The sequence below is a fragment of the Candidatus Methylomirabilota bacterium genome (genome assembly GCA_028870115.1).
Lineage (GTDB): Bacteria > Methylomirabilota > Methylomirabilia > Methylomirabilales > Methylomirabilaceae > Methylomirabilis.
The window spans coordinates 47089-72846 of sequence record JAGWQH010000025.1 but is presented as its reverse complement, the minus strand read 5'-3'; the positions used below and the strand labels follow the sequence as shown (position 1 = coordinate 72846).

The window sequence follows — 25758 nt, the reverse complement described above, 5'->3', positions numbered from 1 at the left end:
TCGTCGAAGGAGCAGCCCTTGCGGTTGATGTAGGAGGTGATGAGCCCGTGCTTGATGACCCAGTCCAGTTCGCGGTTGAGCGTCATCGGGTCCTCGGCGAGCTTGTCCAGGACATACTGCCATTTCTCCAGCAGGTCGGCCACCTGGGGACTGCGTTCCCGGCCCTGGTAGTACTCGAGGGCGAGGTCGAGGTACTCCCGCTGGATCTCGATGGCCGAGAACTCCTTGCCGCGCTTGAGCCGAACCCGGCGGCGGCAGGTGATGTCGTGGGAGATCTCTTTAATGGCCCGGACGGGGTCTTCGAGGGCGAGGTCGCGCTTGATGACGCCGTCTTCCACCATGGCCAGGACGATGGCGGTGGTCCCGACTTTGAGGTAGGTCGCGACCTCCGACATGTTGGAATCGCCGACGATGACGTGCAGGCGGCGGTACTTCTCCTCGTCGGCGTGGGGCTCATCGCGGGTGTTGATGATCGGCCGCTTGGCCATAGTATCAAGGCCGATAAAAGTCTCGAAGAAGTCGGCCCGTTGAGAGATCTGAAAGTCGCAACGCGCGCCGCCGTTTTCGACCCCAACCTTGCCTGCGCCCGCAAAGATCTGACGGGTCACCAGGAACGGCGCAAGCCCCTGGACAATCTGCTCGAATGGAACCCGCCGTTCCATCAAGTAGTTTTCATGGTTGCCGTAGCTGTTTCCCTTCCCGTCGCTATTATTCTTGTAGATGAAGATCCGCTGCCGCTCCGGCAAGGTCAGGTTGGCTGCAGCCAGGCACAGTTCGAAGGTCCGCTCGCCGGCCTTCTCGTAACAGACCACGTCCCGGGCGTTGGTACACTCCGGCGTCGAGTATTCGGGGTGGGCCCCGTCAACATAGAGGCGGCCGCCGTTTCGAAGCAGCTTATTGATGGTGCGATTATCCTGCTGGCTTGGCCTTTCGCGCTCTCCGCTCACCTCGAATCCTCTGGCATCGAGGAGCGGGTTCTCGCCTGTATAATCCCAGATCGCCTTCACCTCAGCGAGGGGGCGATGGCTATTAATCAACAGGATGGAACTGGATACGGGATCGAAACCGGAGGGATCCTTTGCGCTGATCCCTAACTCAGTCTCGGTTCCCATGATCTTTTCGATCGCCATGTGTCCTCGTGAATGAAAATCCCCGGCCCGGCCAGGATGAGTTCAAGACCTCGTCACAGATAGTGGCCGGTGGAGATGGTTTCAACCTTGCGGGACTTTTTCTCTTCACGGTCGAAGACTGTCCGCACATTCACGATGCGCTCGCTTCGCCGCCCGGCAATCTTGGCCCAGTCGTCCGGATTGGTGGTATTCGGCAGATCTTCATTCTCCCTGAATTCAGTCCGGACTGCATCAAGCAGGTCTTCGACCGTCAGGCCCTTGATACCCGTCGCGATCATCCTTTTGACCGCTCGCTTTTTGGCCCTTGTGCAGATCGATTCGATCATGGCTCCCGAGGCGAAATCCTTAAAGTAGAGTGTTTCCTGCTGGCCGGAGGCGTAGGTAACCTCCAGGAAGCGGTGCTCCGGGACTGTGGCGTACAGAAGCTGAATGGCCGCCGCAGTCATGGCTGCCGCCGTCTTTTCGGGCGTTCCATGGGCCTTGATCTCCGCCGCTGCAAACGGCAGCTCAGGCGTCAGGTACTTCGCAAAGATCTCATGGGCCGCGCTCTGGTCGGGGCGGTCGATCTTAATCTTCACATCGAACCGTCCCGGACGCAGGACAGCCGGGTCAATGAGGTCCTGTCGGTTCGAGGCCCCGATGACAATGACGTGCTTGAGCCCCTCCACGCCATCGAGTTCCGCCAGGAACTGCGGAACGATCGTGGACTCTATATCCGAAGAGATGCCAGAACCGCGAGTCCGGAAGAGAGAATCCATCTCGTCAAAGAAGATAACTACCGGCGATCCCTCGGTGGCCTTCTCCTTAGCCCTGCCGAAGATCTCCCGGATCTGCCGCTCCGTCTCGCCGACATACTTGTTCAGCAACTCAGGACCCTTGACGTTCAGGAAGTAGCCTTTGACCGCCTGCCCGGTCTTCTTAGCCAGTTGCTCGGCCAGCGAGTGCGCGACCGCTTTGGCGATCAGGGTCTTGCCGCAACCGGGAGGCCCATAGAGCAACACCCCCTTGGGGGGCTGGAGCTGGTGTTCCCGGAAGTAGTCAACATACAGATGAGGCAGCTCGATGGCATCCCTGATCATCTCGATCTGGGGACCGAGCCCGCCGATGGCCTCATAGCCGATGCTCGGAACCTCTTCGAGGAACAGCTCCTGGACATCGGTTTTGGGCAACTTCTCCAGAATGTGCCCGGACCGCGAGTCAAGGAGCAGATGATCACCTGCCTTGAGGGGAAGTTGTCGCAGCGGATCGGCCAGTTCTACCACCCGCACCTCATCAGCGCGCAGAGTGACAACGGCTCGGCCTTCATCGAGCAGATCTTTCAGCGTCACGACCTCGCCCTGCTCATCGAAGCCTGCCGCCTCAATCACATTAAACGCCTCATTCAAGACCAGTTCCTGGCCTTTCCGCAGCGTTTCTGGACGCACCGACGGGTGGAGGTTGACCTTCATCTTCCGGCCGCCTGTGTAGATATTTGCCGTCTGGTCGGCGTTCATCGACGCGAAGATCCCATACGGGCTCGGGGGAGCGGAGAGCTTCTCCACCTCCTCGCGAAGGCTTTCTATCTGCTCCTTCGCCTGCTGCAAGGCCTCAACCATCCGCTGATTCTGATTATGCGCCTGACCCAACTGTTCGCGGGACTGGTCGAGCTTGGACCGGAGAAACTCGAACTCTTTCGGAGTCTGATCCAGTCTTCGTTGAAGGTGATAGATCTCCTCTTCGAGTGTCTTCACCTGCGCCTGAAGAGACTCGATCTCTTCCTCATACCGAGAAAGCTTACGGTTATACGTTGTCTCGCTCCCCGGAAGTTGTTCAGAAAGCTTCCGCATGGTCTTTCTGAGAGAACTTAACCTTGTCGAGCCCTTTTCAGGATCGCTCATTGTCGCCTGACCTCCTTGCACCCTTGGTCCCTCCACTCATCGCCGCGTCGCGTCATCCAAGGGCAACACGCCACATCTACTTTTATATTACAAACGATTCGAAGACTGTCAAGTCTTTTTCCTGAACAGCACACCGGAAGAACCCGCTTCCCTAGCCCATTTTCAACCTCGAGACAGCATCTCAATGCTCATTGACCACTGCGCAGATCAGGCGCGCAGCGCGCTCGAGTTCCGCATCGGAGTTGAGGATGTCGGGGCAGATGCGCAGGTACTCGCCGCGCGCGTCGACCTTCACCCCTGTTTCGTGCAGTTGCTTTGCGATCGTGCCGGATTCGGGATGCATGACGGTGAGGAAGGCGCCGTGCGCGTCGCCGACACCTGCGACCTTGACGCGCTGCTTCAAGAGAAGCGAGGCGAGGCGGCTCTTCTGCGCAAGATTGTGCGCGCGCAAGCGCTCGACACCGAGCTCGAGTGTGAGCTCGAGACCGGCGAGCGCCTGCACCGGCGCGAGCACCGGCGGCGTGGACTCGAGCCAGGCGTCGCCGCCGGAGCCATACTCCGGCGGATCGGGCCGCGCGTAGGCGAATACGTCCTTCTTCGCGAACCAGCCGGTGTCCAGCGTGCGCATGGTCTCAGCGAGCGCCGGGCGCACGTAGAGCCAGCACGCGCCAGGCCCGCCGCGCGTGTACTTGTACGAGCCGCCGACCGCGAAATCGACGCCGAGTGCCTCGAGATCGAGCGGCAGCGCACCGGCATGGTGATAGACGTCGAGCAGCACCAGCGCGCCCGAGAGGTGCGCGCCGCGCACGAGGTTCGGCACGTTCTCGACGACCTCGCCGGTACGGAACATGACGCTCGAGACGACGACCAGATCCGCGTCCGCGGCGCTGAGCTCCCGCCAAGGCGCGAGTTCCAGATCGATGCGCCCCTGCTCGCGGTAGACGCGCAGGATGAAGTCGAGCGAGTCGAACTCGCCATCGCTGGCCGCGACGCGCGGCTTGCCGGGCAGCGCATTCAGCACCGCGCGCAGCCCCTGGCCGGCGCTGGTCTTGGGGATGATGCAGTCGGCGCGCGCCGCACCCACCAGGGTTGCCGTGAGTCTTCGAAACCGTTCTTGTTGTCCAAGCCAGTATTGCCAGGCATCATCCATATCACGGTACCACACGTCGAGCGCCGCGCGCACATCATCGACCATACGGTCGGGCGGCCGGCCAAGCGAGTGGTTGGCGAGGTAGATCTCCTCTCTGGCGAGCACGCGCGAGAAACGCGGCCACACCGAGCGCCGCAAGTACTCCTCAGTGAATCTCGGTGCGGACATCGATTAACTCTGGAAAGAGCGAGGTCTCGAGTGTCTGGCGTAGGAATGCGACGCCTGCTGTACCGCCGGTACCCGGCTTGAAGCCGATGATGCGCTCCACCGTCTTCACGTGGCGGAAGCGCCAGAGCTGGAAGTTCTCCTCGACATCGACGAGCTTTTCGCACATGTCGTACTCGGCCCAGAACTCCTGCGTGTTCTGATAAATCGTCTTGAAAACGGCAGTCACGCCTGGGTGCTTCTCGTAGGGCTGCGACCAGTCGCGCTCGACGCGCTCGGGCGGTACCGGCATGCCGTGGCGCGCGAGGTAGCGCAAGAATTCATCGTACAGGCTCGGCGAGGCGAGCAGCATCGCAAGCCGCTCGTAAGCCGACGCATCGTGGCGATGCACTTCGATGAAGCGCGCGTTCTTGTTGCCGAGCAGAAACTCGATGGCACGGAACTGGTAGGACTGCAGTCCTGAGGCAGGCCCCAGCACGCCGCGGAATTCGACGTATTCAGAGGGTGTAAGCGTCTCGAGCACCGACCACTGTTCGAAAAGCTGGCGCTGTACCTGTTTCACGCGCGCGAGGATCTTGAAGCACGGCGCAAGGCGGTCGGCGCACACGTGCGCGATCGCGGCCTCGAGCTCATGGATCATGAGTTTCATCCACAGCTCAGACACCTGATGCTGTATGATAAAGAGCATCTCGTCGTGGTGCGACGAGCGCGGGCGCTGCGCCGCGAGCAACTCGGCGAGGCAAAGATAGCCGCCGTAGGAGGTCTGGGCGGTAAGGTCGGTAATGAAATCGTCGTCCTTCGGCATAGCTTCTATAATACCACCGCTCCTTTGTAGAGGCTTAAATATTCAGACCCTGAGGACTCACCCCGCTCGGGCACGTTTATCGTGAAACAATACGGCCCACCAGCTATTCTCGCGCCTGTACATAGTCGCATGACCATTTTGTAGTTGGGTTTCGTTCCTCAACCCAGCCTACCGCGCTCAGGATGAACGCACGCATGTAAAGGCATTTTAGAGACGCTACCTTAGCTTCTCAAAACAGTACGGCCCTTTGGAGTCCAGTAAACTCCAAAGGGCCGTACGTACGTTCCTTCAGCCCGAGGCTACTATAGAAGGTCAAAACGGAGCTATATTCACAAGTGTAAGTGGATAGCCATGCGCTACCGCCCGAAGTCCTCAGCCACGAACGTGATAGATAGGGAATGGGCGTCGATACGGCCTCGCTTATCCCTGAGTTTTTCTTTTCGCCGTCCTCTTCTTCTGCGACGCTCTTTTCACATGCTTCTTGGCGGTTCTCTTGTGGCCCTTCTTCGCGGCGATCGCCTGCCTACTCTTCGCCGGAGCCTGGCTCACTTTCGCCTCTGGCGTGAGGGCCTGAGCTTGCGCATCCGCGATGGTGAAAAGCGGGAGAGAGAGACTGAACGCAACCGCCAGTGCTACCGTAACAGCTTTTTTCTTGCCCATCGATGTGACCTCCTTGAAGTCGTTGAGTGTCATGCCAACCAGTGGCCGTCAAGTCGAGACCGCGTAATCAGTAGCCGTATGGGTTACAGACATACTGGGGGTAGCCAGAGATCCAGTGTCCGTAGGGGTCATAGTACCCGGGAGTCCAGACCCGTGCGCACGCCGGATAGGCCCGGTAGACCGGCGGGTAGTAGACGCGCGCCGGTGCGGAATAGGGGTAGACCGGGTACGATGCCGCGGGAATCCCGATGTTCAGCCCGAAGAAGAGATGCGTCTTCGCCAGCACGGGCTCGGCTGGAACGAGGAGCAGGCCGCTCAAGAGCAGAACGGTGAGCAGCCCAGGAACGAACCGCTTCATGAACCTCTTCACCTGACCCACCTCCTTTTGACGACAGTTCAAAGGTCGTACAGGACCATGACTACTCTGTGCGAACCCGCCTCAACCTTTTCGCCTGAGACCGTCTTCCTGAGAAAAGAGCAATCCTCATGCCAGCCTGGAGGCACCCCAGCGTTAACGGGGCCAACTCATTGATTTTGCAAAGTTTGTCGGCTATCTAAAGAAGTATCTGTACGATCGAAGAACCTGCCTTTCCCGCTCCCGCTATACGGTTTGCGTGGGCGAAAGCCCCAAGTGGTATATTGTCTCAAGGCCCTGCCCTGCGTCCAACACCGCGCGTCCTGCCAGGACGAGTGGGAAACGGCCAAGCAATGACATGACGACGCACCTGAAGCCATCCCAGCGTATGACTCCCCCTTGACAGACATAAGCCAAACAGGCTATGGTAATGGCGTTGCGGGTCACCTGGCGCATCTGCCCACGACGGGAGGATAATGCGATGAGGCTTACAGGCAAGAGGATCGCGATCCTGGCGGAGAACATGTACCAAGAGATGGAGCTCTGGGTTGGAAGCACGCATCCGCTCAAATCAATATGGCTCGTGAAGAGGTTTTTGACAGTATCGTCCTCCCCTGCTATGATCCCCTTTATATCCGTGATCCCCATCAACTGAGAGTAAAAGGAGCCATGAGTCGAGAGGGATGTCGGTGACCGTCAAAAAGCTGATTCTAGCCACACCGAGAGGGTTCTGCGCCGGAGTGGACCGCGCTATTGATGTGGTGAAGATCGCCCTCGACCTGTATGATGAGGCGGTGTATGTCCGGAAGGAAATCGTTCACAACCGCCACGTCGTGGATGAGCTTAGGCAGAAGGGCGCAATCTTCGTAGATGACCTTGATGAGGTCCCTGACGGCGCGCTTGTTATTTATAGCGCCCATGGCGTCTCGCCGGAGGTGCGCGCCCAGGCCGCTGCCAAACGGTTAAAGGTCATCGATGCCACCTGTCCCCTGGTGACAAAAGTCCACAACGAGGCGATCAAGTTCGCTCGGGACGGTCACTCTATCATCCTGGTCGGTCACAAAGGACACGATGAAGTAATCGGGACAACGGGCGAAGCGCCGGACGCCATCACCGTCATCGGGTCAGCGGAGCAGTTGGAGGATCTGAACGTTCCCGATCCTACCAAGGTAGCGGTCATCACGCAAACGACACTCAGCCTGGATGACACGACGGGGATCATCGAAGCCCTGAAACAGAAATTCCCAGCGCTAGCCTTTCCGTCCAAGGAAGACATCTGCTACGCAACCCAGAACCGGCAGACTGCGCTGAAAGAGCTGGCCTCACGTGTTGATCTGATTCTGGCCCTCGGCTCACAGAACAGCTCGAATTCCAAGCGGTTGATCGAGGTCGCCAAAGGGGTGGGGGTCCGCGCCTATCTGATTGATGATGTCAGTGAGATCAATCCAGCATGGCTTGAGGACACGCGGGTCATTGGGGTCACAGCGGGAGCCTCAGCCCCCGAGCACCTGGTCCAGGGGGTCGTCAGCTATTTCAAAGAGTTAGGCGTAACCGACATGGAGGAGATCGAACCGATCAAGGAGGAGGTCAATTTCGGCCTGCCTCAAGAGCTCGTTCGAGAGCGCACCGATCTGGAGGTCGGACTCCCGTCACATACTAACCCGGTGGCAAGTGCCGTATAGTCTGTAGGTCCCCCGTAGAGGAACGACAGGCATGCGACAGATCGTGATCATCGCCCTCGCATACGGTATCACGCCGATATTGATGGCACTGACGGTCCTGCTGGCCTGGTGGCTGGCTAAGCGAGACAACGCCAACGGGTAAGGAGAAGGGTAATAAGACGTCCTCGAACGCTTCGGCGAGCCACATCGACATTCCTCCTGGCGCTGGTCGGGGTTCTCCAAGGGTGTCCCATGGTTTTCATCGGCGGGGGCGCGACCGGAGGCGTAGCCGGGACCACCTATGCCAAGGGTGAACTGGAACAGGTCTACGCCGCTCCCTACCACACGGTGTGGGACGCAGCGCTCCAGGCCTTGAGGACCATGAACGTCACCGTCTCAGAAATGCAGAAAGACCAGATCAGTGCAAAGGCAGTTGGGGCGGAATTGGACGATACGTCCGTTACAGTCACCGTCTTACCGGTCACGAAAGATACGACCTCCGTTCGGGTTCGTGTCGGGACCTTCGGTGATCGCCCCGCCTCCGAGCGGATCCATGGCGAGATCGCCGTGGTTCTCAAGGGCGCAACCTGAGCACGCCAAAGGATACGCTATGGGCTACCGACCATTTCTGACGTCGTTGCTCTTCCTGACCATGGCCGGCTGCGCAATCTTCGCCGGCGAAAACCGAGCGATCAAATCCTACCCGCGCCCTGCCAAGGAAACTCTCGCGGTCGTGAATGAGGCGCTTCGAGACCTCAACTTCTTTCCGACCGATCTGGTGCCGAGCCATTCAAATCCGCGCCACACGTACTTCTCCACTGCATATCGGGAACAGAGTATGGGTGAGATCGTTTATGTCGCTGTCCAGGGCATGGGGGTCGGACGATCACAGGTGGAAGTCCTGACCCGAGGCGATTTGTCGGGCGTCTGGACCTGGTCCACCTGGTGGCCGCCCCTTATTTTCCAGCAGATAGATCGCCGGTTCCAAACCGCCCCCTTGTCGCACCGAGCGCCGATGCCGTCGCCGCTTCCTCAAAATCCCCCTCTTATCCCTTGAAACCACAACTCAAGAACTTAAATCGATCACGGGGGGTTGGATCTTCGATGATGGAAGCGGAATGAAGCACACCCTATTGCTCCTTGCTTTTTCCGCCCTACTGGTGCTCTCATACCCCGAAGTTGGCCGGGGCGCTGACTATAACGCGCCGCTCCCCTATGTCACCATGTTTGCTCAACTCGCGGTTGGCATGAACTGGCGCCAAGCGTATGAGATCACTCGCGCCCCGGAGTTGCAACGGGAACCGGCAGATCTCGAGGCCACCGATCTTCTGCGGCTGGAGTCGGTGAACCGGCGCTGCCAGGCTCAGCTTCTTCGATTGCATTGGTATAAGGGAGCGGTCCACTGGGTGGAATACTTCCAACTCGATTCAGCAGGCGTCACCTACCAGGAGCGCGGCGATCCCGACCCAATTGGTGAGGGATTGGTGAGTCGACTGACCGATATCGCACGCCTGTACGCTTCCCACTGGGAAGAGTTAACGGCGTCTGTTGCGCAGGAAGGATCTCCTGCCTTGCAGGCTAAGACAAAGCAGGTGGCGGATAGCCTGAAGCGGCAGTTGGATGAGCTTCGCCACGAGAGGCAACGATGAAAACGAACGTCTCTGTTGTGGGTGTCCTTGGCAAGTGTTCCATCGCTTTTCTGAGCGCAGGTCTCGCTTTCTCCGTTCCGTCGGCAGCATTCGGCCAACAACTCCAAAAGATTGGCGTCGTGGACTTTCGGGAGGTAGCCTTTGGGTCCAAGGTCGGCAAAGCCGCCAAGGCGCGATTGGAGAAACTAGCAGAGAAGCTGAACAAAGAGGTAAAGGCCGAAGACGCAAAGCTGCTCGCTCGCCAGAAGGACCTTGAGGCGGCAACGTCCCGACTCACTCCCGCGGAGCGGCAGAACCGTGCCGCGACGCTGGAGCGTGACGAAGCAACCTTTCAACGCCTCATCGAGGATAAGACGGAGGAGCTGAAAAAGGCAGAGGCTGAGAGTGTTACGGATCTGGCCCGCCAGATCGATCTCATCCTGAAAGCCTACGCCGCCGAAAAAGGTTTTACCGTCGTCCTGGAGGCGCGGCGCCCGGGTATCTTGTACTTTGCCAAGAACCTCGACCTCAGTGCTGAGATCATCAAACGATTCGACCGGGCCTCGAAGTAGCAGCCCCTCGTATCAACCCAGCAAGCGAGATTTCCGGTTCACGGCCGAGAGTCGTCTTAAGCGAAGAAGCTGCTGCTCGGTTAAGAGCAGCAGCTTCTTCGCTTAAGCTCGTTACCACCTCAACCGCGGTGTCTTTCCGGTGTGATGACGATCATCTTTGCGATGTCGCCTGAGCGAACACGTTCGAACTTCATCCGGACGTGCTCACCGACCTTAAGGTCAGCCAGGCTCTTTCTGGCCTTCCCTTCCTTGATCACGGTCCGATCGGTCACAGTTGCACCTACAATGAGGTGATCGGCCTTACCCTTCGGCACCGTCAGCTCAACGGTTTTGGTGTTGGGATTCACCGCCGACAGTGTTCCAGCAACCGTCTGGATCGCTGGGTGCTTCATCATTCGAGCCTCAGCCGGCTTGGACTTGGCGGTATCGGGAGTGGCCGCAAGGCTGGTACCGGCTCCCAGCACTACCAGCATCAATGCGGTCGAAAGGCTGACAAGTTTCTTGACGTGTGTCATCGTTTTCTCCTTTTCTCGTTTGCGAACCTCCCCTTCGCCTTTGAGGCGGCGAAAGGGCTTGTTCTATGGCGTGTAACATCGGCCCCTCATCTGAGAACCACAAGGCGTTCAGGCTGCCTTCCGAAGTCCCTCAGCCGGCGCCGGCTTGGCAGCTTGCGCTCCACCCCTCGCTTCTGTCTTAGGCAGCGCAAACAGGCCGTAGACGACGACTCCGATCACGAGTTCTGCATACAGGGCCGTGCTCAGCATCATAATCAAGAATGGATGGGAGAGCCAACCGGAGTACAAGCTTTCCATGGTATCACCTCCTTTTCTATCTATGTTAAGCATTCAGGGGGGGGTGAAGGGTTCCCTGGTTACTTCCTCAACCACGATGGTGCTCCAGAGGGATGATAATCGGTTTTGCAATGTTGCGGGAGCGGAGATGTTCGACGAATTTCATCCGGAGATGTTCCCCAACCTTGAGATTAGCTAGACTCTTTTCGATCTTCCCTTCCTGGATCTGGGTCACAGTAGCGCCCTCGATCAGACCATCGGCCTTGCCCCAGGGTACCGTCACCTCGACGGTCTTGGTAGCGGGTTTTACCGCAGACACCGTTCCATAAACCGTCTGGACCACGGCGTGCTCCTTTGTTCGAACCTCGGCAGGCTTGGACTTGGCGGCATCGGGCACTGCCGCGAGGCTCGTCCCGGCTGCGCACACCACCAGCATCAACACGGTCGAAAGGCTGACAAGCTTCTTTTCGTGTGTCATCATTTTCTCCTTCCACTCTCGAGGAATCGAGACCGATCCCCGTGAACCGCCGGATCGGCCCAGTCCTTGCGCTTCCCCGCTCTCGCCCTTACATTCGACGTTTGGCCGAGGGTAGGCAGTTCAGCTTATACATTAAGTGCAGCAACTGCGAGGCGGCTAGGCCGCCTTTCGGAGTTCCACAACCGGCGTCGGCTTCGCAGTCCGCGCCGTCTCTTCTTCCCGAGCCCGAGCCCGCGCCCTCTCTTCATCCTGCCATCGCGGCATCACCGACAGGCCAAAGCAGGCAGCGCCGATCACGAGCCCCGTAAAGAGTATTGTGATCAGATATGGATCCAACCAACGCAAGTACAAGGTTTCCATGGTATCACCTCCCTTTCTATCTATGTTAAGCATCCAGGGGGGTGGAAGGTTCCAAGAAATCGGCAGGGGTGCCCGCAGGGGTGCCCTAAGGACAAAACGTGTAGTTGAGAAAGGCTGGTCTAGCCCGGGGGCAATCCAGAAACCTGAGCCGATCTGTGCTGCAGCTTTTCGACCAGAGGGGACAGGTCGGCTTCATCGGGATCAGAGACAAGCGAATAGATGAGCGGCCCCTGCTGCCAGTGCACGATTCGAAAGCCCCGATGGACGGCCCAATAGACCTTGCCCGCCAGGCTCATCGGCTGCTCTGGAAACCGAATCCCTGCGCCGGGTAAGACCACCAGTGTAATCGGCCGATTGGCTCGATGGTAATAGGTCACGGTCAGTACCTTCCGGTGGAGCAGATAGCTCACGTGCCCACCGACCAGATGATGCTCCTGATCGTCAGGGAATGAGAGTGGGCTGGGGAAGTCGAGTCGCCTCTGATGCCTGGCCAGCAGCGGTTGCAGTTCGGCCGCAGGAATCTCTGGTACTGCCTCTCGAAGCCCGAGTCGAATGTGCTCATTGACCGACTCTTCCAGCAGCGGCACAACCATCTCTCGCGCGGGTAGCATCCAGAGATTCAGCGGTACCACGACGAGCAACACCATCGCCGCTGCGAGGGCCATCGCCGCTACAGGGTAGCGGCGGAAGACATCCTGAAGGCGAGCGAACCAGCCTAGGGGTGCCGCTTGGCGCTCCAACAGGCGTGTCATCGCCTCGCGGAACGCAGCCGGGGCAGCCGGCACACTCACCCGGTCGCGAATCGCTGCCCGCAATGCCTCCGTCACGTCCCACTCCCTCGCGCAGGAATTACAGGCCGCAAGGTGCTCGCGTACCTCGGCCGCCTCCGGCCGGCCAAGAGTGCCGTCCCGCAGCGCATCCAAGCAATCTTTTACTGTCTCACATCTCATTGTTGCCAGAGATACTGCGATACCCCTGTAGTTGACCACGCAGCATCTGCCGCCCCCTCGAAAGGCGCGACTTAACGGTGCCATCCGGTACAGCCAGGATCGTAGCCGTCTCCTTCAGCGAAAAACCGTACAGATCAAAGAGCAGGACCGCGCTTCGATATTCCTCCGGCAGCGCGCGGAGCGCCTCGTCCAGGTCCTTTTGCAGAGCTGCCCGAATGATGTCTATCTCGACCGCCCACTCCTGACCCCCAGCCCCTTGGTTGTCTGAGAAAGAGTCGGCTGAGACTTCCCGATGGGCCAGCCCCGCGCGCCGCATCCACTCATGCTTCATTATACTAAAGAGCCAGGCCTTCAGATTGGTTCCAGGCTGAAACTGGTGAGCGGATCGTAAGGCGCGAAAGCAGGTCTCTTGCACCAGGTCCTCAATCTCTTCCCGGCGATGCGTCAGCCACCAGGCGAAGCTATAAAGCGCATCGAGGTGCTCAAGCAGGGATTCGGTAAACCGGTTCTTTTCGTCCTCGGACAGCGATACTCGATCCATTGCGGACACATCCAGCTCATCAGGCCAAAAGAACCGCCAGGATTCCCGTTAAAAAGATCCCATCGAACGTCCCCGCTCCTCCGATGGACGCAACCGGGGCGCCAAGTCCCTGGATCTTGTTGAGGTTCAACAGGTCCGCCCCGATCAACGTCCCCAGGCTTCCGGCGATATAGGCCATGGCAGGGGCCCTTCGCCGCGCCAACAAGAGGGCGCTGCCGGCGGCCGCCAACGGGGGGATAAAGATCGGCACAGCGATTCCTACCCCCCTTACAGGATGAGCCATTATGTGGACGATCGTCGTTACGAAGGCCACGGCTATGAGGTTTCGACTGTACATCCCATTTTTCAGCAAAAGGTACAGCGACACGAAGGTTGGAATCACCGCTCCACCGACGTTGGCAGCGATAAGCGTTCGCGGCCACTCCTGGACGAATGGAATGATGTATCGCATGCCGAAGAAAGTGACCTCCTGGCCGGAAAGTACTCGCTCTGCGGGTAGCTCGGCGATCGGAATATTTACGTAGCTCCCCAGCAGCGAGAGCAACAGCAGGGTAAAGACGTACCGCCGATTGATTCCTATCTTCTCATAGGCGTATCGGAGCACGCCGATCTCGATCATAGTAATCAAGAGGGCGACCAGAAGGAAGAAGAGAATGGCAAATGGCAGGGCTAAGGGAAAAAAATTGAGGCCGGAGGGTCGCATCGTCAACTCCCCATTAACGCTTAACGATCACAGTATCCCGTTATCCTTCTGGCAAGATAAGCTCCACACCCGTTTTCCTGAGCTGCACATAGGTATAGTTCCCTCCTTCACCCTACTGCGTTTTGCGACATTCTGCAAGCTTAGGTCTAAAAGATGTGATTGAAGAGAACTTGATCCCGCGGAGGAAAATGCGAGTGGTGACCGGACCTATACCCTTGAACTCCTGGAAGCGCCTGGCAAGATCCTTCCTGTTGCTTGACTGTCTGAACAGGTTCGCAAGGGAACCATAGCGGGATATGAGGGATTGAGAGATGTCAAGGAGTTTGGTGGCGGTCGAGAAGTCGAAGCGGACATAGTGGCCGCGGTCCAGGACACTCACGAGCCGATCCCACCCCGCTTCGATCAGGGCCTCCGGGGTTATCAATCCCTCTCTGGCAAATTCCAGATAGGCTCGCTTGGCCACCTCCTGCTGAATCGGTTTGCCGAACAACAGGCAGGCCAGGAACCACTTAAAGCGCTCGCCCTCCGCCCCCGATTCGAGGTCAATCCCGAGATCTCGGGCACGAACCGTAGGCCGGGACCTCGCCCTGGATTCAGCCTGCTCTGGAGCAGGTCGCCCTCGCGTCTGTGCAGGGGAGCGCGCCATAGCCTGCTCCTTACCCCCTTCCGCTTTCTACCGGATCATTTCACTCAGCATCATCCCGGAATGGCTACACCGAAGGGAGTTCCGTGGCCTCCTTCACGACGCAGTAGTCCACGCCTTCCAACGCGAGGTCAGGGTCATGCCCCCCAACTCCGGCTGCATCTTCATGTGCAGACATCCGGTGCGCAGGCTGACCCAGATCGCGGCCCATGGCCGATAGGCCCGCCATCCGGGCCATGTTCCAACCAGACCGGCAGACGCACGAGGTCACCCTACCAGACCTCGGCAGCATGTCGTGGGATCTGCGCAAATCGTGTGATACGAAGCGGAGAGACAGCGCTCATGACTTACCTCTAGATTCGAGTTCACTCAATATTCGTATAGTGTGTCCAACGCTTCGTCACATATTCCGTTCGCCCTGAGCCTGTCGAAGGGTGAGGTATTTCAATGAGTTTCCTTCATGGGTTCGACAAGCTCACCACGAACGGAACCTGTCGTAGGATCTGAAAATCTCGTATGTGGTAGATGTGAGCCAACCAAACCGTGCACGAGGCATGCGTAGATCCCCGCCGAAGACACATAACGCGGCGGATTAGCCGCCCGCGCTTTCTGCGGGTCGGCCGAAACCGGCTGGTTAGACCCTTTTGATTTTCCTTAGCGACCTGGTAAGCTGCTCCGCTGTGGGAACAGCATCATACTTCTCGGTGATTATTTCTTTGGTCTGAAGGTCATTCTTGTTTCTGGTTAGTAACTCCAAAACGTCAGCGTTCATCGTGAGCTTGTTTAGTGTTTCCCAGTCAATTGCCTCACGCTCCCGTGCGGGGAACAGAACCTCTGAACTGTCGGGATCCTCAACCGAAAGCGAAATTACTCCAATGCCGAAAGCCGCGGACAATCGGCGGAGTTCAGCGAGGAAGTCCTCGTCGGTTGAAATCTCGGCTGCTGCTAAGTAGCCCTCATGAGCCCAAGAAGAGTTCGATACCGACTGAAAGAACGCTTCTCGGAGGTTGGCGAAGGAAATGGATTTCTTGACCTCGAATGAGTAAAGTTTGACAGCGATGTTGCCCGTTGCAGCACTGAAATCAAGAAGCTCTGGCTTCCAATCTTCGAGGGCGTAGTAAACGCCGATTAGATCAGGATGCACCCACTCGCCAAATTCCTTCTTGCGGGAGGTATTGTGCCGGATTGTTTTGGTGAATGCCTTGAAGTAGAGGCGGCAGTAGTAGGTCAGGAAGGGGTGTAACTCTAATTCCTTATAGTCGTATTCAGTGGCAACAGTGTCATCTGATGCTGTTATGGCTTTCTCAATCTCGGTCTTAGTGGTGGTTGGTAGCAACTCCTTGAGAAAGTATCGTGCAGGGCGTTGACCGAGCTTAATGAATATTGTGTCCAGATTATCCCGCGTATTAGTGAAGATCGCTGAGTATAATGTCGCTGCGGGTGTCTTCCCCTGAGACTCCAGTTGGTTGTCGTACCCTTTCGTAAGGGCATTCTTCCAGAGTTCAGCGGGAGAAAGAGGGCGCTTCTCTTCGCGCAGAATCTTTTCGGCAAGACCGAGGAATGTCAGCTTTGGCAAAGTGTTGTAAGGCCTAACTATTAAGTAAGCCGCCTTAGGCGGCTGCAAACGCTGGTAGCCATCTCCTGTTGGATGGTCAGCGTGATGCCGTCGATGGATGGGAGCGGATGGCCCATTCTGAGTCCCAAGACAATCCACTCTTCCAAGACTTCACACAACTCCTCACGGCAGGCTTCCAGTGTATCAGCCTGCGCCCACACCCCTTGAAGGCCTTCGATGCTGGCAAAATATCCATCTCCATCCGGCAGCACCTCGTAGTGGGCTTTCCGTAGCGCGGCATTGATGTACGCCGTCAGCATACGCGCCTCTTTTCTCGGAGACTCGTGTTTCCTCTATCGAGGAAACTATTCCCGCTCCACGGCGCATGAACATGCCATGGGGGAAGCCGTCAACGGTCGGTCGAGTTGTCGGGTTACGCTACGCTAACCCGACCTACGACTTCCGAGAAATCTTTCGAACAATAACCCACCACAGGCCATAGCCGATCGCTAAGACGCCAACCACAACCGCCCAAATAATAACGTCTGTGTCAAGTCCCCACATCAATGCGCCTCTCGCGGTGTGAATTACAGACCAAGATTATGTTACACCCGCTTATCGTTCTTTAAAACCGTGATAACTGCTTAATTCTATAGATATGGCCGAAGTCGGTCTGTAAGCCGGATCCTGTACGGCCGGACTTTGCGGTCCGACCGGATGACCATTCCTCTAGGCCCGACGTTACCGCCGGGCTCAAGCAGCCTACCCGTCCCGCCTGCCCTGGAAGGAGCACGAGAGCGGGCCGCTCTCTGCATAATGGGGCGGGACCTATTTGGCCTTGCTCCGAGTGGGGTTTGCCAAGCCGACATGTCACCATGCCGCTGGTGCGCTCTTACCGCACCATTTCACCCTTACCCACGGGACCGTTCAGCTACGCTCGCGGCGAAGCCTGGCGGCCGATAATGCCGCGTGGGCGGTATCTTTTCTGTGGCACTGTCCGTGAGGTCACCCTCCCTGGGCGTTACCCAGCACCCTGCCCTCCGGAGTCCGGACTTTCCTCCCGTCCGCCAAAGGCGAACCGGCAGCCATCCGACCGACTTCGGCCACTATCAACGTAACCCACGTGGGCGCGATTTGCAATGGCGATCCACGCTGTGCCGGATAGCGGGCCGCGCGAGGGCGAAGGCGGTATCAGGCATACTGGGCAGCTTTCCACGACTGAAAATAGGTGTCCACCTGCTCAATAAAGCCGCGATGTTTCGGTTGCCATCCCAACAGGCGTACGGCCTTGCTGGAATCTACACGTTGATCCAAGGTCAGACACTCGGCAAAACCGTTAATGATGTAAGAGGCCTCGTCTGCCGGGAGGAATTCCGTGTATCCGGCATATCCGGTGACCCGCGCAACGGCCTCGGCCATTTCGCGTACGGTGGAACTTGAGTGATCGGTAAGGTTGAAGACCTCGCCGGCAAGTCCGCTCTCAGCCGCGCGTAGATACCCATCGGCCAGATCGTCGACATGCACCATCGCCCAATGATTATTGCCGTCGCCAACCACCTGGAGTACTCTGCCTTTGTCGGGGCCGTCGAACCACATCCCGGTCAGCCCCCCTTGCCGGCCATAGACGCAGCCGGGCCGCACCACGACCCCCCAGACCCCGGCTGTGTTCAGTACCATCTGCTCGATGCCGGGACGGCTGGCGACCAGCGTCGCTGGTCTCAAGGACGCACCCTCATCCGCTGTCTTGCCGAGGGTATCGCCATAGACCCACGTCCCACTTGTGTAGACAACGATCTTCGGCTGCGAATCGCGTTTGCCGGCCGCCAGCAACACCTCCATCGTTTGTCTGTCCAGCGAAAAGGTGTCTGCCTGGTAATCCACGGCGGCGTGGATCAGCACACCGCATTGCTCAGCAATCTGCTGATAACTTTCCGGATGCTGCATGCTCCCGATGACCGGGCGGATCTCGTGCGTGGCAATAGTATGAGCCTTTTTCTCGCTGCGGACCAGTCCCCATACCTCATGGCCGGCGCGGCGAAAAGCCGAGGCCACATTGAAGCCAATGTAGCCGCTTGCACCAGTTACAAATACCTTCATAACCCCTCCATTCTAACGGTGAACAGCTTCGTGCGGCTGCCCGTCAATCTCCCGCGTATGATCTCTGAGGTGCGCCTCAGCCGCCGGTCTTGAGGCGCCTCAAGACCGGCAGGATTCTGACGGTAGCAGTCGTCGAGGGCACCGCTAATCTGTTCATCGCCCGCGAGTATAGAAGAGCTGCAGAGATGGGGCAAGTCTTTTCAGTTATTGTGGGTGGGACACGGAACAGGCATCGTATGGTTAAAAATGCCGGCAGAATCTATGCTATACTTACACCGTCGTAACAGCTATACCATCGCTCGCCTTTCGCGAGCCTCAACAACCGATCACGGTTCAAGCGGATGAAATCCGAAACGATCGTAAGCAGGACACATACATCCTCATGAAAATACGGTAACAACGTGATGTGGACAGGTAGCTCTTGAGGCGTCAAGCGCCTTCCTGAGTCGGAGCGATATCATGACGGATGAAGCTCGGTACACCAGCGTCACGCTGACCGGCGGTCGAGGCAGGCTGGCGGACGATGTCCGGCAGGGACTCACCGCGTCCAGGAAGTGGCTTCCGTGTAAATACTTCTACGATCCTGAAGGAAACGCGCTGTTTGAGCAGATCAGCGAGCTGCCCGAGTACTACCTCACACGGACGGAGACCGCCATTCTCGCCGAGCATGCCGCTTCCATTATCCAACGCTGCCCCCCAGACCTCGCGCTGGTCGAACTCGGTAGTGGCGGCTCTACGAAGATCCGATACCTGATCGATTCCTGCCTGGCTCGGCAGCAGGCGCTTACCTACTATGCCGTTGACATCTCACCGGCCGGACTTCAGAATGGAACTCGAGCACTCGTACATGCGTACCCGCGTCTGCAGGTCGTGGGGGTAGCTGCCGAATTCGGGGATGGGCTGAGCTACCTTACCACACACGCAATCGGACCTCGATTGATCGCTTTTCTGGGCTCTACTATCGGTAACTTTGCGGAAGAAGATATTGCCCGGTTTTTTTTAATGCTCCGCCGCCATCTTCGCCCAATAGACCGGCTCCTGTTGGGGGTTGACCTGATCAAAGATCCTGCTGCTCTGGAAGCGGCTTACGACGACACCCTGGGCGTCACCGCACGGTTTAATCTCAACATCTTGACCCGACTCAATCGAGAACTGCACGCCGACTTCGATCTCACCGCGTTTCGACATCGGGTGGCCTGGAATCGCGAGCACAACCGGATAGAGATGCACTTGGTCAGCCTGCGCGACCAGCACGTGAGCATCGCCAATCTGGACCTCGGCATCGATTTTCGTCAAGGTGAAACGATTCACACGGAAAACTGCTATAAATACTCCCGACTGGGAATGGAATCCCTGCTCACTCGTCACGAGTTTCACGTACTTGGTCACTTTACCGATCCTCGGGATCAATTTTGTCTTTTTCTGGTCTCCTGATCCTCCCACCTACCATCCGGATGTCCCTTCCTGCGGGCCATGAACAACCTATCTGCAATTGAGTTTGCGCATGTGCATTACCGAGCCCCTGGCGGCGCGGTGATTCTTGATGACGTCAGCTTCACCGTGGAGCGCGGTGCGGTGCTCGTCCTTGTGGGCCGTAGCGGCGTCGGCAAGACGACTATCCTGCGGCTGATCAACCGCCTCCTCGTCCCGAGCGCCGGCGAGGTTCGGGTAGAGGGTCGACCGACACTCGAGTGGGACCCGATCGCCTTGCGCCGCCGGATCGGCTATGTACTGCAGGAGGTCGGCCTGTTTCCACACATGACCATCGGCCGCAACATCGGGGTCGTACCGCGCCTCAACGGATGGCCGGAGCCCCGTATCCATGCACGCTGTCAGGAGTTGTTGGAGCTTGTCGGGCTTGATCCCTCAACCTTTGAAGAGCGATTTCCCCACGAGCTCTCAGGCGGGCAACGCCAACGAGTAGGATTCGCGAGGGCGCTCGCCGCTGACCCCCCCGTGATCCTGATGGATGAGCCGTTCGGCGCGCTCGATCCGCTCACACGAGCCGAACTGCATCGCGAGTTCCGCCGCATTCAGGAACAGCTCCATAAAACCGTCGTCATGGTGTCGCACGACATGGGTGAAGCATTTGCGCTCGCCACCCGACTCGGTGTCCTGGATCAGGGACGCCTCGTGGCCCTCGATACGCCGGAGACAGTCGCCCGCACGGGCGATCCGAGGATCCGAATGTTCCTCGACGCTATGCCACCGGTACCGGTCATCGCCCGTGACTCTGATTAACTTCTGGTTCGTCCATCGCGCCGATATGCTGGGCGCCGTCGCTCAGCATCTGCTGCTCACGCTGGTCGCGACCGTCGCGGCAATCGCCATCGGGGTACCGCTCGGGATCGTGGCGGCACGGCGGCCACGGCTGGGCACCGCGCTGCTCGCCTTCGCCAACATCGCGCAGACGGTGCCCAGCCTGGCCATGTTCGGTTTCCTGGTGGCCCTGCCGGTGATTGGAGGGGTCGGCGCTAGAAGCGCGCTGCTCGTGCTCATCCTCTATGCGCTGCTGCCGGTCATGCGCAACACGGTTGCCGGCATCCAGGGGATCGACCGGGCCGCGCGGGATGCAGGTGTGGCCCTGGGGATGACGCCACAACAGTTGCTGCTGCAAGTCGAACTGCCGCTGGCGATGCCGACGATGGTGGCGGGGGTACGGGTGGCAGCGGTTGTCGGCGTCGGGGCGGCCACGATTGCTGCCGCCATTGGTGCTGGAGGGCTCGGCGACTACATCTTCCGAGGTCTCTCCATGACCGAACCGATCCTGATCCTGGCAGGCGCGGTGCCGGCCGCGCTCCTCGCCCTTGCGGTGGACGCGTCGCTCGGATGGCTGGAGCGTGCTATGACACCAGGGACCGCCCGATCGCGGCGCGTGACAGTCCGTGCGCTGGTGGCCGCCGGCATCGCGCTGACCCTGATCGTGATGGGTAGCTTCGCCGTCTCAGGGCGCTGGGGCTCCCGGGTCATCATCGGGTCGAAGAATTTTTCCGAACAGGTCATCCTCGGCGAGTTGCTGGCCCAGGTGATCGAGCGGACAACCGATCTCAGGGTCGAGCGCCGTCTCAATCTCGGCGGCACGTTTATCGCCGATCAGGCGCTTCGCTCCGGCGCCATCGACGCCTACGTCGAGTATACGGGAACGGCCCTGACCGCGATCTTTCATCAGCCGGTGTCGCGGGATCATGCGGATGTGCTCGCGCGCGTCACCGCAGCGTATGCGGCAACCGACCGCACGGTCCTGCCGCCCCTCGGCTTCAACAACACGTTCGCGATCCTCATCCGGGCTGCCGAGGCGCGCCGACTTAACCTCAAAACGATCAGCGATGCGGCGCCGCATACGCCGAACTGGAAGGCCGCGTTCGGATACGAATTCCTGGAACGCGAAGACGGCTACAAAGGACTGGTGCAGACCTACGGGCTGCGATTCGCAGAGACACCGCATGTGATGGATCTTACGCTCAGCTACCGGGCGCTCGCCGGCGGCTCCGTCGATCTGATCGCCGGTGAGGCGACCAGTGGGCTAATCAAAGGACTCGATCTGTTCATGCTCGAGGACGACCGGCACTATTTCCCACCCTACCACGCCATCCCCGTCGTGCGAACGGAGACGCTGGCAGCTCATCCGGAGCTTCGGACGGCCATCGAGCGGCTGGCCGGACGGATCTCGGAGGAGGCGATGCGACAGATGAACTATGATGTGGATGTCAGCCACCGCGATGCCGCGGTCGTCACGCGGGAGTTCCTCGACAAACTCTTTCAAGCGCCTTGACAAACGTGGCATTTTATCCCCACTTTGCAAAAAAAAGGGGGGGTACGGAGGGATTTCAGGGAGGGAAATACGGCTTTCCCTCCCTGGCAGTCTACTGCGCCCCAAAGTTCGGCCTGAACGGTTTCACGGAGGCGCTGGCGCGGGAGATGGCCGGCGATGGGATTCGTGTCTACGCCGTATGCCCGGTCAGAGAAAGGCTTACGGATAGTTGCCATCGATATCCTGATATTGAGAGTTGGAGGGCTTGACCCCTCACTTTGCCAAGGTACTAAGAAAGGCAGTAATCTTCGCCCTATCAATCAGGGTTTTCTTGAAACGGTCCTTAGCGTCGAATATGGCATGGGCTTCGTCACAGTACTTATCCAGCCACGCCCAGGTCATCTGTTGCTTGCGTCCCCACGTCACGCACACGGGTCCGCTGGGGGTGTACCCGGGCACATGGACATAGTGGCCGCCCCAGGAGCCTGGCGTCGAGTCAGGCCCTGTCGTCACGTCCCATGGCTGGCCGGTTTGAATTTGCGTCTTGGCAGCGTTGGGGAGTTGGAGGCCTAAGCCGACCCCAACGTCGGCAAAGATGGCTTGACGCATCTCCTCGTAGTTCGTAAAATCCACATCGGCGAAAGCCTGGATCTTGTAGGTGTGCTTGCCGACCTTCCACCCCTTGTGGCGCCACTCCTTGAGGGAGTCCAGAACAACGAGGCCCGTGTCGGATCCACCCGTCTCCTTGAAATACTCTTTGAGCACCTCTTTGTCCGCGATCATCAACACTGCCCCTTGTTCGATATCCTCGAAACGGAGCGTCTGGTGCGCTCTGCCAGCGATAACACAGTCGCCGTAGACATCGTTTCCGAACATCGGGGTCGGGATCCCCGAATGGGCGGTGTCGAAATCGTAGGAATTTGGCAACGCCGGTGCCGTCGCCCGCAACAGAGTGACGAACCGAAGAGTCCGCTTGTCTTTCTTCGCTGGCGCCTTGCCGAGCTTAAAGATCTTATGTGCGTGAATCCCTTTAGCCCTGGCCATTCCATCCTCCTTTTGAAATACGTGTGACTTTAGAACCTGGCACTATGCCGCATGAGAAAGTAGCCCCACGAGTCTCTGTCGCAACAGTCTTCTGAGTACCCGTTTCTCTATGTCGGTCCTTACCATCCTCGGCACCCAGGTACCAGCTCGGGGGCACCCACGTGCGGGCGGCCCTTGCAGCGTATGACTGGGCCTGACGTACTTGCCGCGGGCTCTTCTGTTTCACTGACCTAGGGCAGGTTAGCCGGCCTGTAGGGCGCGGAAGATTCGTTAGGGTCACTAACTACGCTATCGATGGCCATTCTTTCAGCAACGGATGGATCTTGTGCCATTCCTGCGGGAAAGCTTCTGGCTCCAAGAGAGACGCCGGGAAGGTTCCACGGCAAATGCGCCCACGGCTTATGGGCAGTCCCGGCGGGATTTGGTCTGATCGGGTACGTCAGCCCGTCGGTAAAGCGTACACCGACTTCGCCCAATCGGTCAATCATCCATTTTAAGGCAATGTCAGACAGCCCACTCTCGTCGTCTGTCCTCGGATAACCTCCGCCGACATCGGCATGGGCCCCTGGAAACAGTACCTGTGTCACCGTGGGAGCCGCGTCCCAGAGAGTTGGCGTAAAATCATTGCGTCGTTCATCCAATGCTACGGCGTGAAAACCATGGCTTACTTTTTGGCTCAGCTTTGTGTCAGCGAATTTGAAGGCGTCTACGCGCTTTCCTTTGGCCACATATTCAGGGAAGCCCATTGCTCCCACGGTCTCCCATACGGCTACAACTGCAATACGGTCTACAGGTATTAAGTCTTGTTCCTTGGGTGAGCTGTACAAAAGAAATGCGGGGAGGTTCGCGGCGATTTCTGCGAGGTGAGCCAGGGAGAATGGGTTTGAAAGTGTTGCCTTGCGGTAACGATACCATGCCTCGGCGCCTCGCCTGTATGCCAATTCTTTGTCTTGAGTGATATGTGCGGCCAAGAGTCCCTGCGATGCGATAAGGCCAGCCAGTGCGCGCGCCGTGTAGGCGCCACGACTGAAGCCGATGATATAAATGTTTGCTCCTGGTTCGTAGTTTCGAGAAATGAACGTATAACCACGTACAACTCGGCAAATGACGCCAGCCCCAAAAGTGCCACCCATCAATTTAATTATCGCATTGCGGGAGTCGCCGACACCATGAATATATTTGGCCGTCTGCTGGGTGATGGCCGCCTCAACCAATTCCTTTTCCTGTTCGTCAGCGGCAAGCGGTGAACCTGCTGCCAGCACGCCGTTAAGACAACTGAATAATTTATAAACATTTGTTGGATCAGGGGACCGATCGGCGTTTTCGTCTTCGTTCGGATTGTTCCACGTGCCGTCGGCACAAAAAACGATATTCTTCCGCATGTTCCTCTCCTTTGATCGAGACCTAAGAGTAAAGAAAAGAGGTCAAGTGTCAATGAATTTATGACGCATTACACTCGTGTATCGACATGGCTGCGAATTCCTCTCCCGCTTCAATTGCGGAGATACGCATAGATCAGCGTGGCGCTCATATCCCGGCAGCCTGGCGTCTCTTGGACGTTCCTGATCTTGTTACCGGTTTTCCACCAGTGTGTTGCAGACTGGGGTCGAAGGGTGTGACCGGCCCATTTGATCGGCAAGGTCGGCGCGCCCCGGATACAGAACGGCCCTTCGTGGTTTACCTACCCCGAAGGGCCGTGAGATATTTGTCTCCAGCGGGAGTGCTGGGATAGTTCAATTCATAGTCCCCACAGACCGCCACGGCCCCTCTTTTTCTGCATTGAGTTGCGGGTGCCGACGTGGCGTATTCGACATCATGGTCACTACACCAATAAATTGGCGTAGGATGATAGCAGCCCGTACACTGACATCACTAGGCGGATGCTACTTCGCTTACCGAAGTGATGTCAAGTTGAAACGAAGACGAGGATTCGTAAGCGGATAAGCGTCAATGGCAGTTCAGTGACGCCGATCAAGGAATTCTCGTAGCGCAACGAGACAATTTAAATGCCGCGAAACATCTCGAGGGATTGAAGGCGTGTCTTGTGATTTCGCACATACATTACCAGATACTTTATGGCGCGATGAGACGGTCTGCGCCCTCAGGCCACACGCGTTTGAAGTCGTCAATATTGAATGTTAACACATGGTCAACCCCGGATTTATTCGCTGCCTTGGCGATAATGGCGTCATAGATCACGCCTCCAGATAGTCCCAGATCAACCATCCGCCTGACGACAGAACTGTACTCCGAAGGTGAAAGGGAAACCATCTTTGCCAGAATTTCAACATCACTGTGGATCAGATGCCCGGCTATCCCTGGCGTAATCCGCGGGCTTATGGGCAACGTGGTCAACACCGCATACAGCTCAGCCAGCGTATGACCGGCAATCAGCATGTCGAACTCTTTTGCTCTCGCCCGTTTGAGCCATCGGAAAGCAGGGGCATGCAGGGGGTGCGGTTCTACAATCGCAGCCACAAGGACAGAGGTGTCAAAAAGGATTTTCATGATCTCCCCGGCAAAGCCACCCTCCTGAGGCGTTCCTCGCGATGGGCCCTCACAGCCTCCATCAGAATGCCTGTTGCTGTGCCTGCATAGACCAGCACGCCATTCTTCACCTTAATCGGGGGTTCTTCCCGCAACGGCTTCAAAACAACCTCGTCATCCGTTTGCTCTATCTTTAACAGTTCCCCTGGTTTCAGACCGAGAGCGTCGCGGATGTCTTTTGGGATCACCACCCGACCGAATCTATCCAAGGTTGTTTCCATGGCAATGCCCTCCTCTTCATGGCATTATATTATGCCAAATGGCAAGAGTCAATGCCATTTTCATCATCTCAACG

Annotated in this window: 32 protein-coding genes and 1 other RNA gene; 10 read left to right on the top strand and 23 right to left on the bottom strand. The window is 58.0% G+C overall.

The genetic code is table 11. From position 1 onward, the window contains the following. The 6 genes from KGL31_02255 to KGL31_02230 form a co-directional block, all read right to left on the bottom strand. Positions 1–1130 (bottom strand): proteasome accessory factor PafA2 family protein (locus tag KGL31_02255; GenBank protein ID MDE2320728.1); only part of this gene is annotated, 1130 nt, incomplete at its 3' end. A 53-nt stretch (positions 1131–1183) separates the two neighbouring features. Continuing rightward, a complete protein-coding gene (gene arc / locus KGL31_02250) occupies positions 1184–2956 on the bottom strand; it encodes a proteasome ATPase (protein ID MDE2320727.1) in 1773 nt (590 codons plus the stop codon). Between the two features lie 232 nt (positions 2957–3188). After that, the gene (locus KGL31_02245; GenBank protein MDE2320726.1) at positions 3189–4295 is read right to left on the bottom strand and encodes an aminotransferase class V-fold PLP-dependent enzyme; all 1107 of its coding nucleotides are present in this window, start codon (positions 4293–4295) and stop codon (positions 3189–3191) included. 7 nt (positions 4296–4302) lie between these two features. Then, positions 4303–5127 (bottom strand): tryptophan 2,3-dioxygenase, encoded by an 825-nt coding sequence (locus KGL31_02240; GenBank protein ID MDE2320725.1) that lies wholly within the window; start codon positions 5125–5127, stop codon positions 4303–4305. A gap of 420 nt (positions 5128–5547) precedes the next feature. Beyond that, entirely contained in the window at positions 5548–5787 is a 240-nt protein-coding gene (locus tag KGL31_02235; GenBank protein MDE2320724.1) for a hypothetical protein, read from the bottom strand. 67 nt (positions 5788–5854) lie between these two features. Continuing rightward, positions 5855–6157, bottom strand: coding sequence for a hypothetical protein (locus KGL31_02230; protein ID MDE2320723.1), 303 nt, complete (start codon positions 6155–6157; stop codon positions 5855–5857). Positions 6158–6623: 466 nt separating this feature from the next. Here KGL31_02230 and KGL31_02225 point away from each other — a divergent pair, with 466 nt between their 5' ends. From KGL31_02225 to KGL31_02200, 6 genes are all read left to right on the top strand, one after another. Continuing rightward, positions 6624–6797 (top strand): hypothetical protein, encoded by a 174-nt coding sequence (locus KGL31_02225; GenBank protein MDE2320722.1) that lies wholly within the window; start codon positions 6624–6626, stop codon positions 6795–6797. Positions 6798–6825: 28 nt separating this feature from the next. Further along, complete coding sequence (locus KGL31_02220; protein MDE2320721.1) at positions 6826–7824, top strand: 4-hydroxy-3-methylbut-2-enyl diphosphate reductase; 999 nt, start codon at positions 6826–6828, stop codon at positions 7822–7824. 231 nt (positions 7825–8055) lie between these two features. Continuing rightward, positions 8056–8394, top strand: coding sequence for a DUF3568 family protein (locus KGL31_02215; protein MDE2320720.1), 339 nt, complete (start codon positions 8056–8058; stop codon positions 8392–8394). Positions 8395–8413: 19 nt separating this feature from the next. Next, positions 8414–8860 carry a hypothetical protein gene (locus KGL31_02210; GenBank protein ID MDE2320719.1) on the top strand — a complete coding sequence of 149 codons (447 nt, stop codon included), beginning with the start codon at positions 8414–8416 and terminating at the stop codon, positions 8858–8860. A gap of 61 nt (positions 8861–8921) precedes the next feature. Then, a complete protein-coding gene (locus tag KGL31_02205) occupies positions 8922–9452 on the top strand; it encodes a hypothetical protein (GenBank protein MDE2320718.1) in 531 nt (176 codons plus the stop codon). Continuing rightward, positions 9449–10003 carry an OmpH family outer membrane protein gene (locus KGL31_02200; protein MDE2320717.1) on the top strand — a complete coding sequence of 185 codons (555 nt, stop codon included), beginning with the start codon at positions 9449–9451 and terminating at the stop codon, positions 10001–10003. The genes KGL31_02205 and KGL31_02200 overlap by 4 nt, the downstream gene beginning before the upstream one ends. Before the next feature lie 119 nt (positions 10004–10122). On the opposite strand, the gene KGL31_02195 is transcribed toward KGL31_02200, so the two are convergent. The 13 genes from KGL31_02195 to KGL31_02135 all read right to left on the bottom strand — a co-directional run bounded on the left by KGL31_02195 (position 10123) and on the right by KGL31_02135 (position 18121). Beyond that, on the bottom strand, positions 10123–10518 hold the full coding sequence (locus KGL31_02195; GenBank protein ID MDE2320716.1) for a hypothetical protein: 396 nt from the start codon (positions 10516–10518) through the stop codon (positions 10123–10125). A gap of 108 nt (positions 10519–10626) precedes the next feature. After that, complete coding sequence (locus KGL31_02190) at positions 10627–10815, bottom strand: hypothetical protein (protein ID MDE2320715.1); 189 nt, start codon at positions 10813–10815, stop codon at positions 10627–10629. A gap of 67 nt (positions 10816–10882) precedes the next feature. Then, entirely contained in the window at positions 10883–11275 is a 393-nt protein-coding gene (locus tag KGL31_02185) for a hypothetical protein (protein ID MDE2320714.1), read from the bottom strand. A 153-nt stretch (positions 11276–11428) separates the two neighbouring features. Then, the gene (locus tag KGL31_02180; GenBank protein ID MDE2320713.1) at positions 11429–11632 is read right to left on the bottom strand and encodes a hypothetical protein; all 204 of its coding nucleotides are present in this window, start codon (positions 11630–11632) and stop codon (positions 11429–11431) included. A 119-nt stretch (positions 11633–11751) separates the two neighbouring features. After that, positions 11752–12582 (bottom strand): zf-HC2 domain-containing protein, encoded by an 831-nt coding sequence (locus tag KGL31_02175; protein ID MDE2320712.1) that lies wholly within the window; start codon positions 12580–12582, stop codon positions 11752–11754. Continuing rightward, positions 12572–13123, bottom strand: coding sequence for an RNA polymerase sigma factor (locus KGL31_02170; protein ID MDE2320711.1), 552 nt, complete (start codon positions 13121–13123; stop codon positions 12572–12574). Before KGL31_02170 ends, KGL31_02175 begins: the two co-directional genes overlap by 11 nt. A 19-nt stretch (positions 13124–13142) precedes the next feature. Then, positions 13143–13826 (bottom strand): DUF1614 domain-containing protein, encoded by a 684-nt coding sequence (locus tag KGL31_02165; protein MDE2320710.1) that lies wholly within the window; start codon positions 13824–13826, stop codon positions 13143–13145. A 112-nt stretch (positions 13827–13938) separates the two neighbouring features. Next, positions 13939–14472, bottom strand: a complete 534-nt coding sequence (locus KGL31_02160) for a DNA methylase (protein ID MDE2320709.1) — start codon at positions 14470–14472, stop codon at positions 13939–13941. A gap of 64 nt (positions 14473–14536) precedes the next feature. Continuing rightward, positions 14537–14698, bottom strand: coding sequence for a hypothetical protein (locus KGL31_02155; GenBank protein MDE2320708.1), 162 nt, complete (start codon positions 14696–14698; stop codon positions 14537–14539). A gap of 405 nt (positions 14699–15103) precedes the next feature. Continuing rightward, a complete protein-coding gene (locus tag KGL31_02150; protein ID MDE2320707.1) occupies positions 15104–16036 on the bottom strand; it encodes a hypothetical protein in 933 nt (310 codons plus the stop codon). 29 nt (positions 16037–16065) lie between these two features. After that, on the bottom strand, positions 16066–16344 hold the full coding sequence (locus KGL31_02145; protein MDE2320706.1) for a type II toxin-antitoxin system HicB family antitoxin: 279 nt from the start codon (positions 16342–16344) through the stop codon (positions 16066–16068). A gap of 340 nt (positions 16345–16684) precedes the next feature. Further along, positions 16685–17125: RNase P RNA component class A (gene rnpB / locus KGL31_02140), an RNA gene on the bottom strand. 90 nt (positions 17126–17215) lie between these two features. Next, positions 17216–18121, bottom strand: a complete 906-nt coding sequence (locus KGL31_02135) for an NAD-dependent epimerase/dehydratase family protein (GenBank protein MDE2320705.1) — start codon at positions 18119–18121, stop codon at positions 17216–17218. Between the two features lie 459 nt (positions 18122–18580). On the opposite strand from KGL31_02135, the gene egtD reads away from it, so the two are divergent. Genes egtD through KGL31_02115 form a run of 4 tightly spaced genes read left to right on the top strand, consistent with a single transcriptional unit; the run spans position 18581 to position 22141 of the window. Then, complete coding sequence (egtD, locus tag KGL31_02130) at positions 18581–19555, top strand: L-histidine N(alpha)-methyltransferase (protein MDE2320704.1); 975 nt, start codon at positions 18581–18583, stop codon at positions 19553–19555. Positions 19556–19594: 39 nt separating this feature from the next. Next, on the top strand, positions 19595–20362 hold the full coding sequence (locus KGL31_02125; GenBank protein MDE2320703.1) for an ATP-binding cassette domain-containing protein: 768 nt from the start codon (positions 19595–19597) through the stop codon (positions 20360–20362). Beyond that, the gene (locus KGL31_02120) at positions 20349–21893 is read left to right on the top strand and encodes an ABC transporter permease subunit (protein MDE2320702.1); all 1545 of its coding nucleotides are present in this window, start codon (positions 20349–20351) and stop codon (positions 21891–21893) included. The genes KGL31_02125 and KGL31_02120 overlap by 14 nt, the downstream gene beginning before the upstream one ends. After that, the gene (locus KGL31_02115; protein MDE2320701.1) at positions 21890–22141 is read left to right on the top strand and encodes an SDR family NAD(P)-dependent oxidoreductase; all 252 of its coding nucleotides are present in this window, start codon (positions 21890–21892) and stop codon (positions 22139–22141) included. Before KGL31_02120 ends, KGL31_02115 begins: the two co-directional genes overlap by 4 nt. 4 nt (positions 22142–22145) lie before the next feature. On the opposite strand, the gene KGL31_02110 is transcribed toward KGL31_02115, so the two are convergent. From KGL31_02110 to KGL31_02095, 4 genes are all read right to left on the bottom strand, one after another. Continuing rightward, complete coding sequence (locus KGL31_02110; GenBank protein ID MDE2320700.1) at positions 22146–22916, bottom strand: hypothetical protein; 771 nt, start codon at positions 22914–22916, stop codon at positions 22146–22148. A 230-nt stretch (positions 22917–23146) separates the two neighbouring features. Beyond that, entirely contained in the window at positions 23147–24298 is a 1152-nt protein-coding gene (locus KGL31_02105; GenBank protein ID MDE2320699.1) for a DUF2235 domain-containing protein, read from the bottom strand. A gap of 691 nt (positions 24299–24989) precedes the next feature. Next, positions 24990–25424 (bottom strand): PIN domain-containing protein, encoded by a 435-nt coding sequence (locus tag KGL31_02100; GenBank protein MDE2320698.1) that lies wholly within the window; start codon positions 25422–25424, stop codon positions 24990–24992. Continuing rightward, entirely contained in the window at positions 25421–25684 is a 264-nt protein-coding gene (locus KGL31_02095) for an AbrB/MazE/SpoVT family DNA-binding domain-containing protein (protein MDE2320697.1), read from the bottom strand. The genes KGL31_02100 and KGL31_02095 overlap by 4 nt, the downstream gene beginning before the upstream one ends. Between the last annotated feature and the right edge of the window lie 74 nt (positions 25685–25758).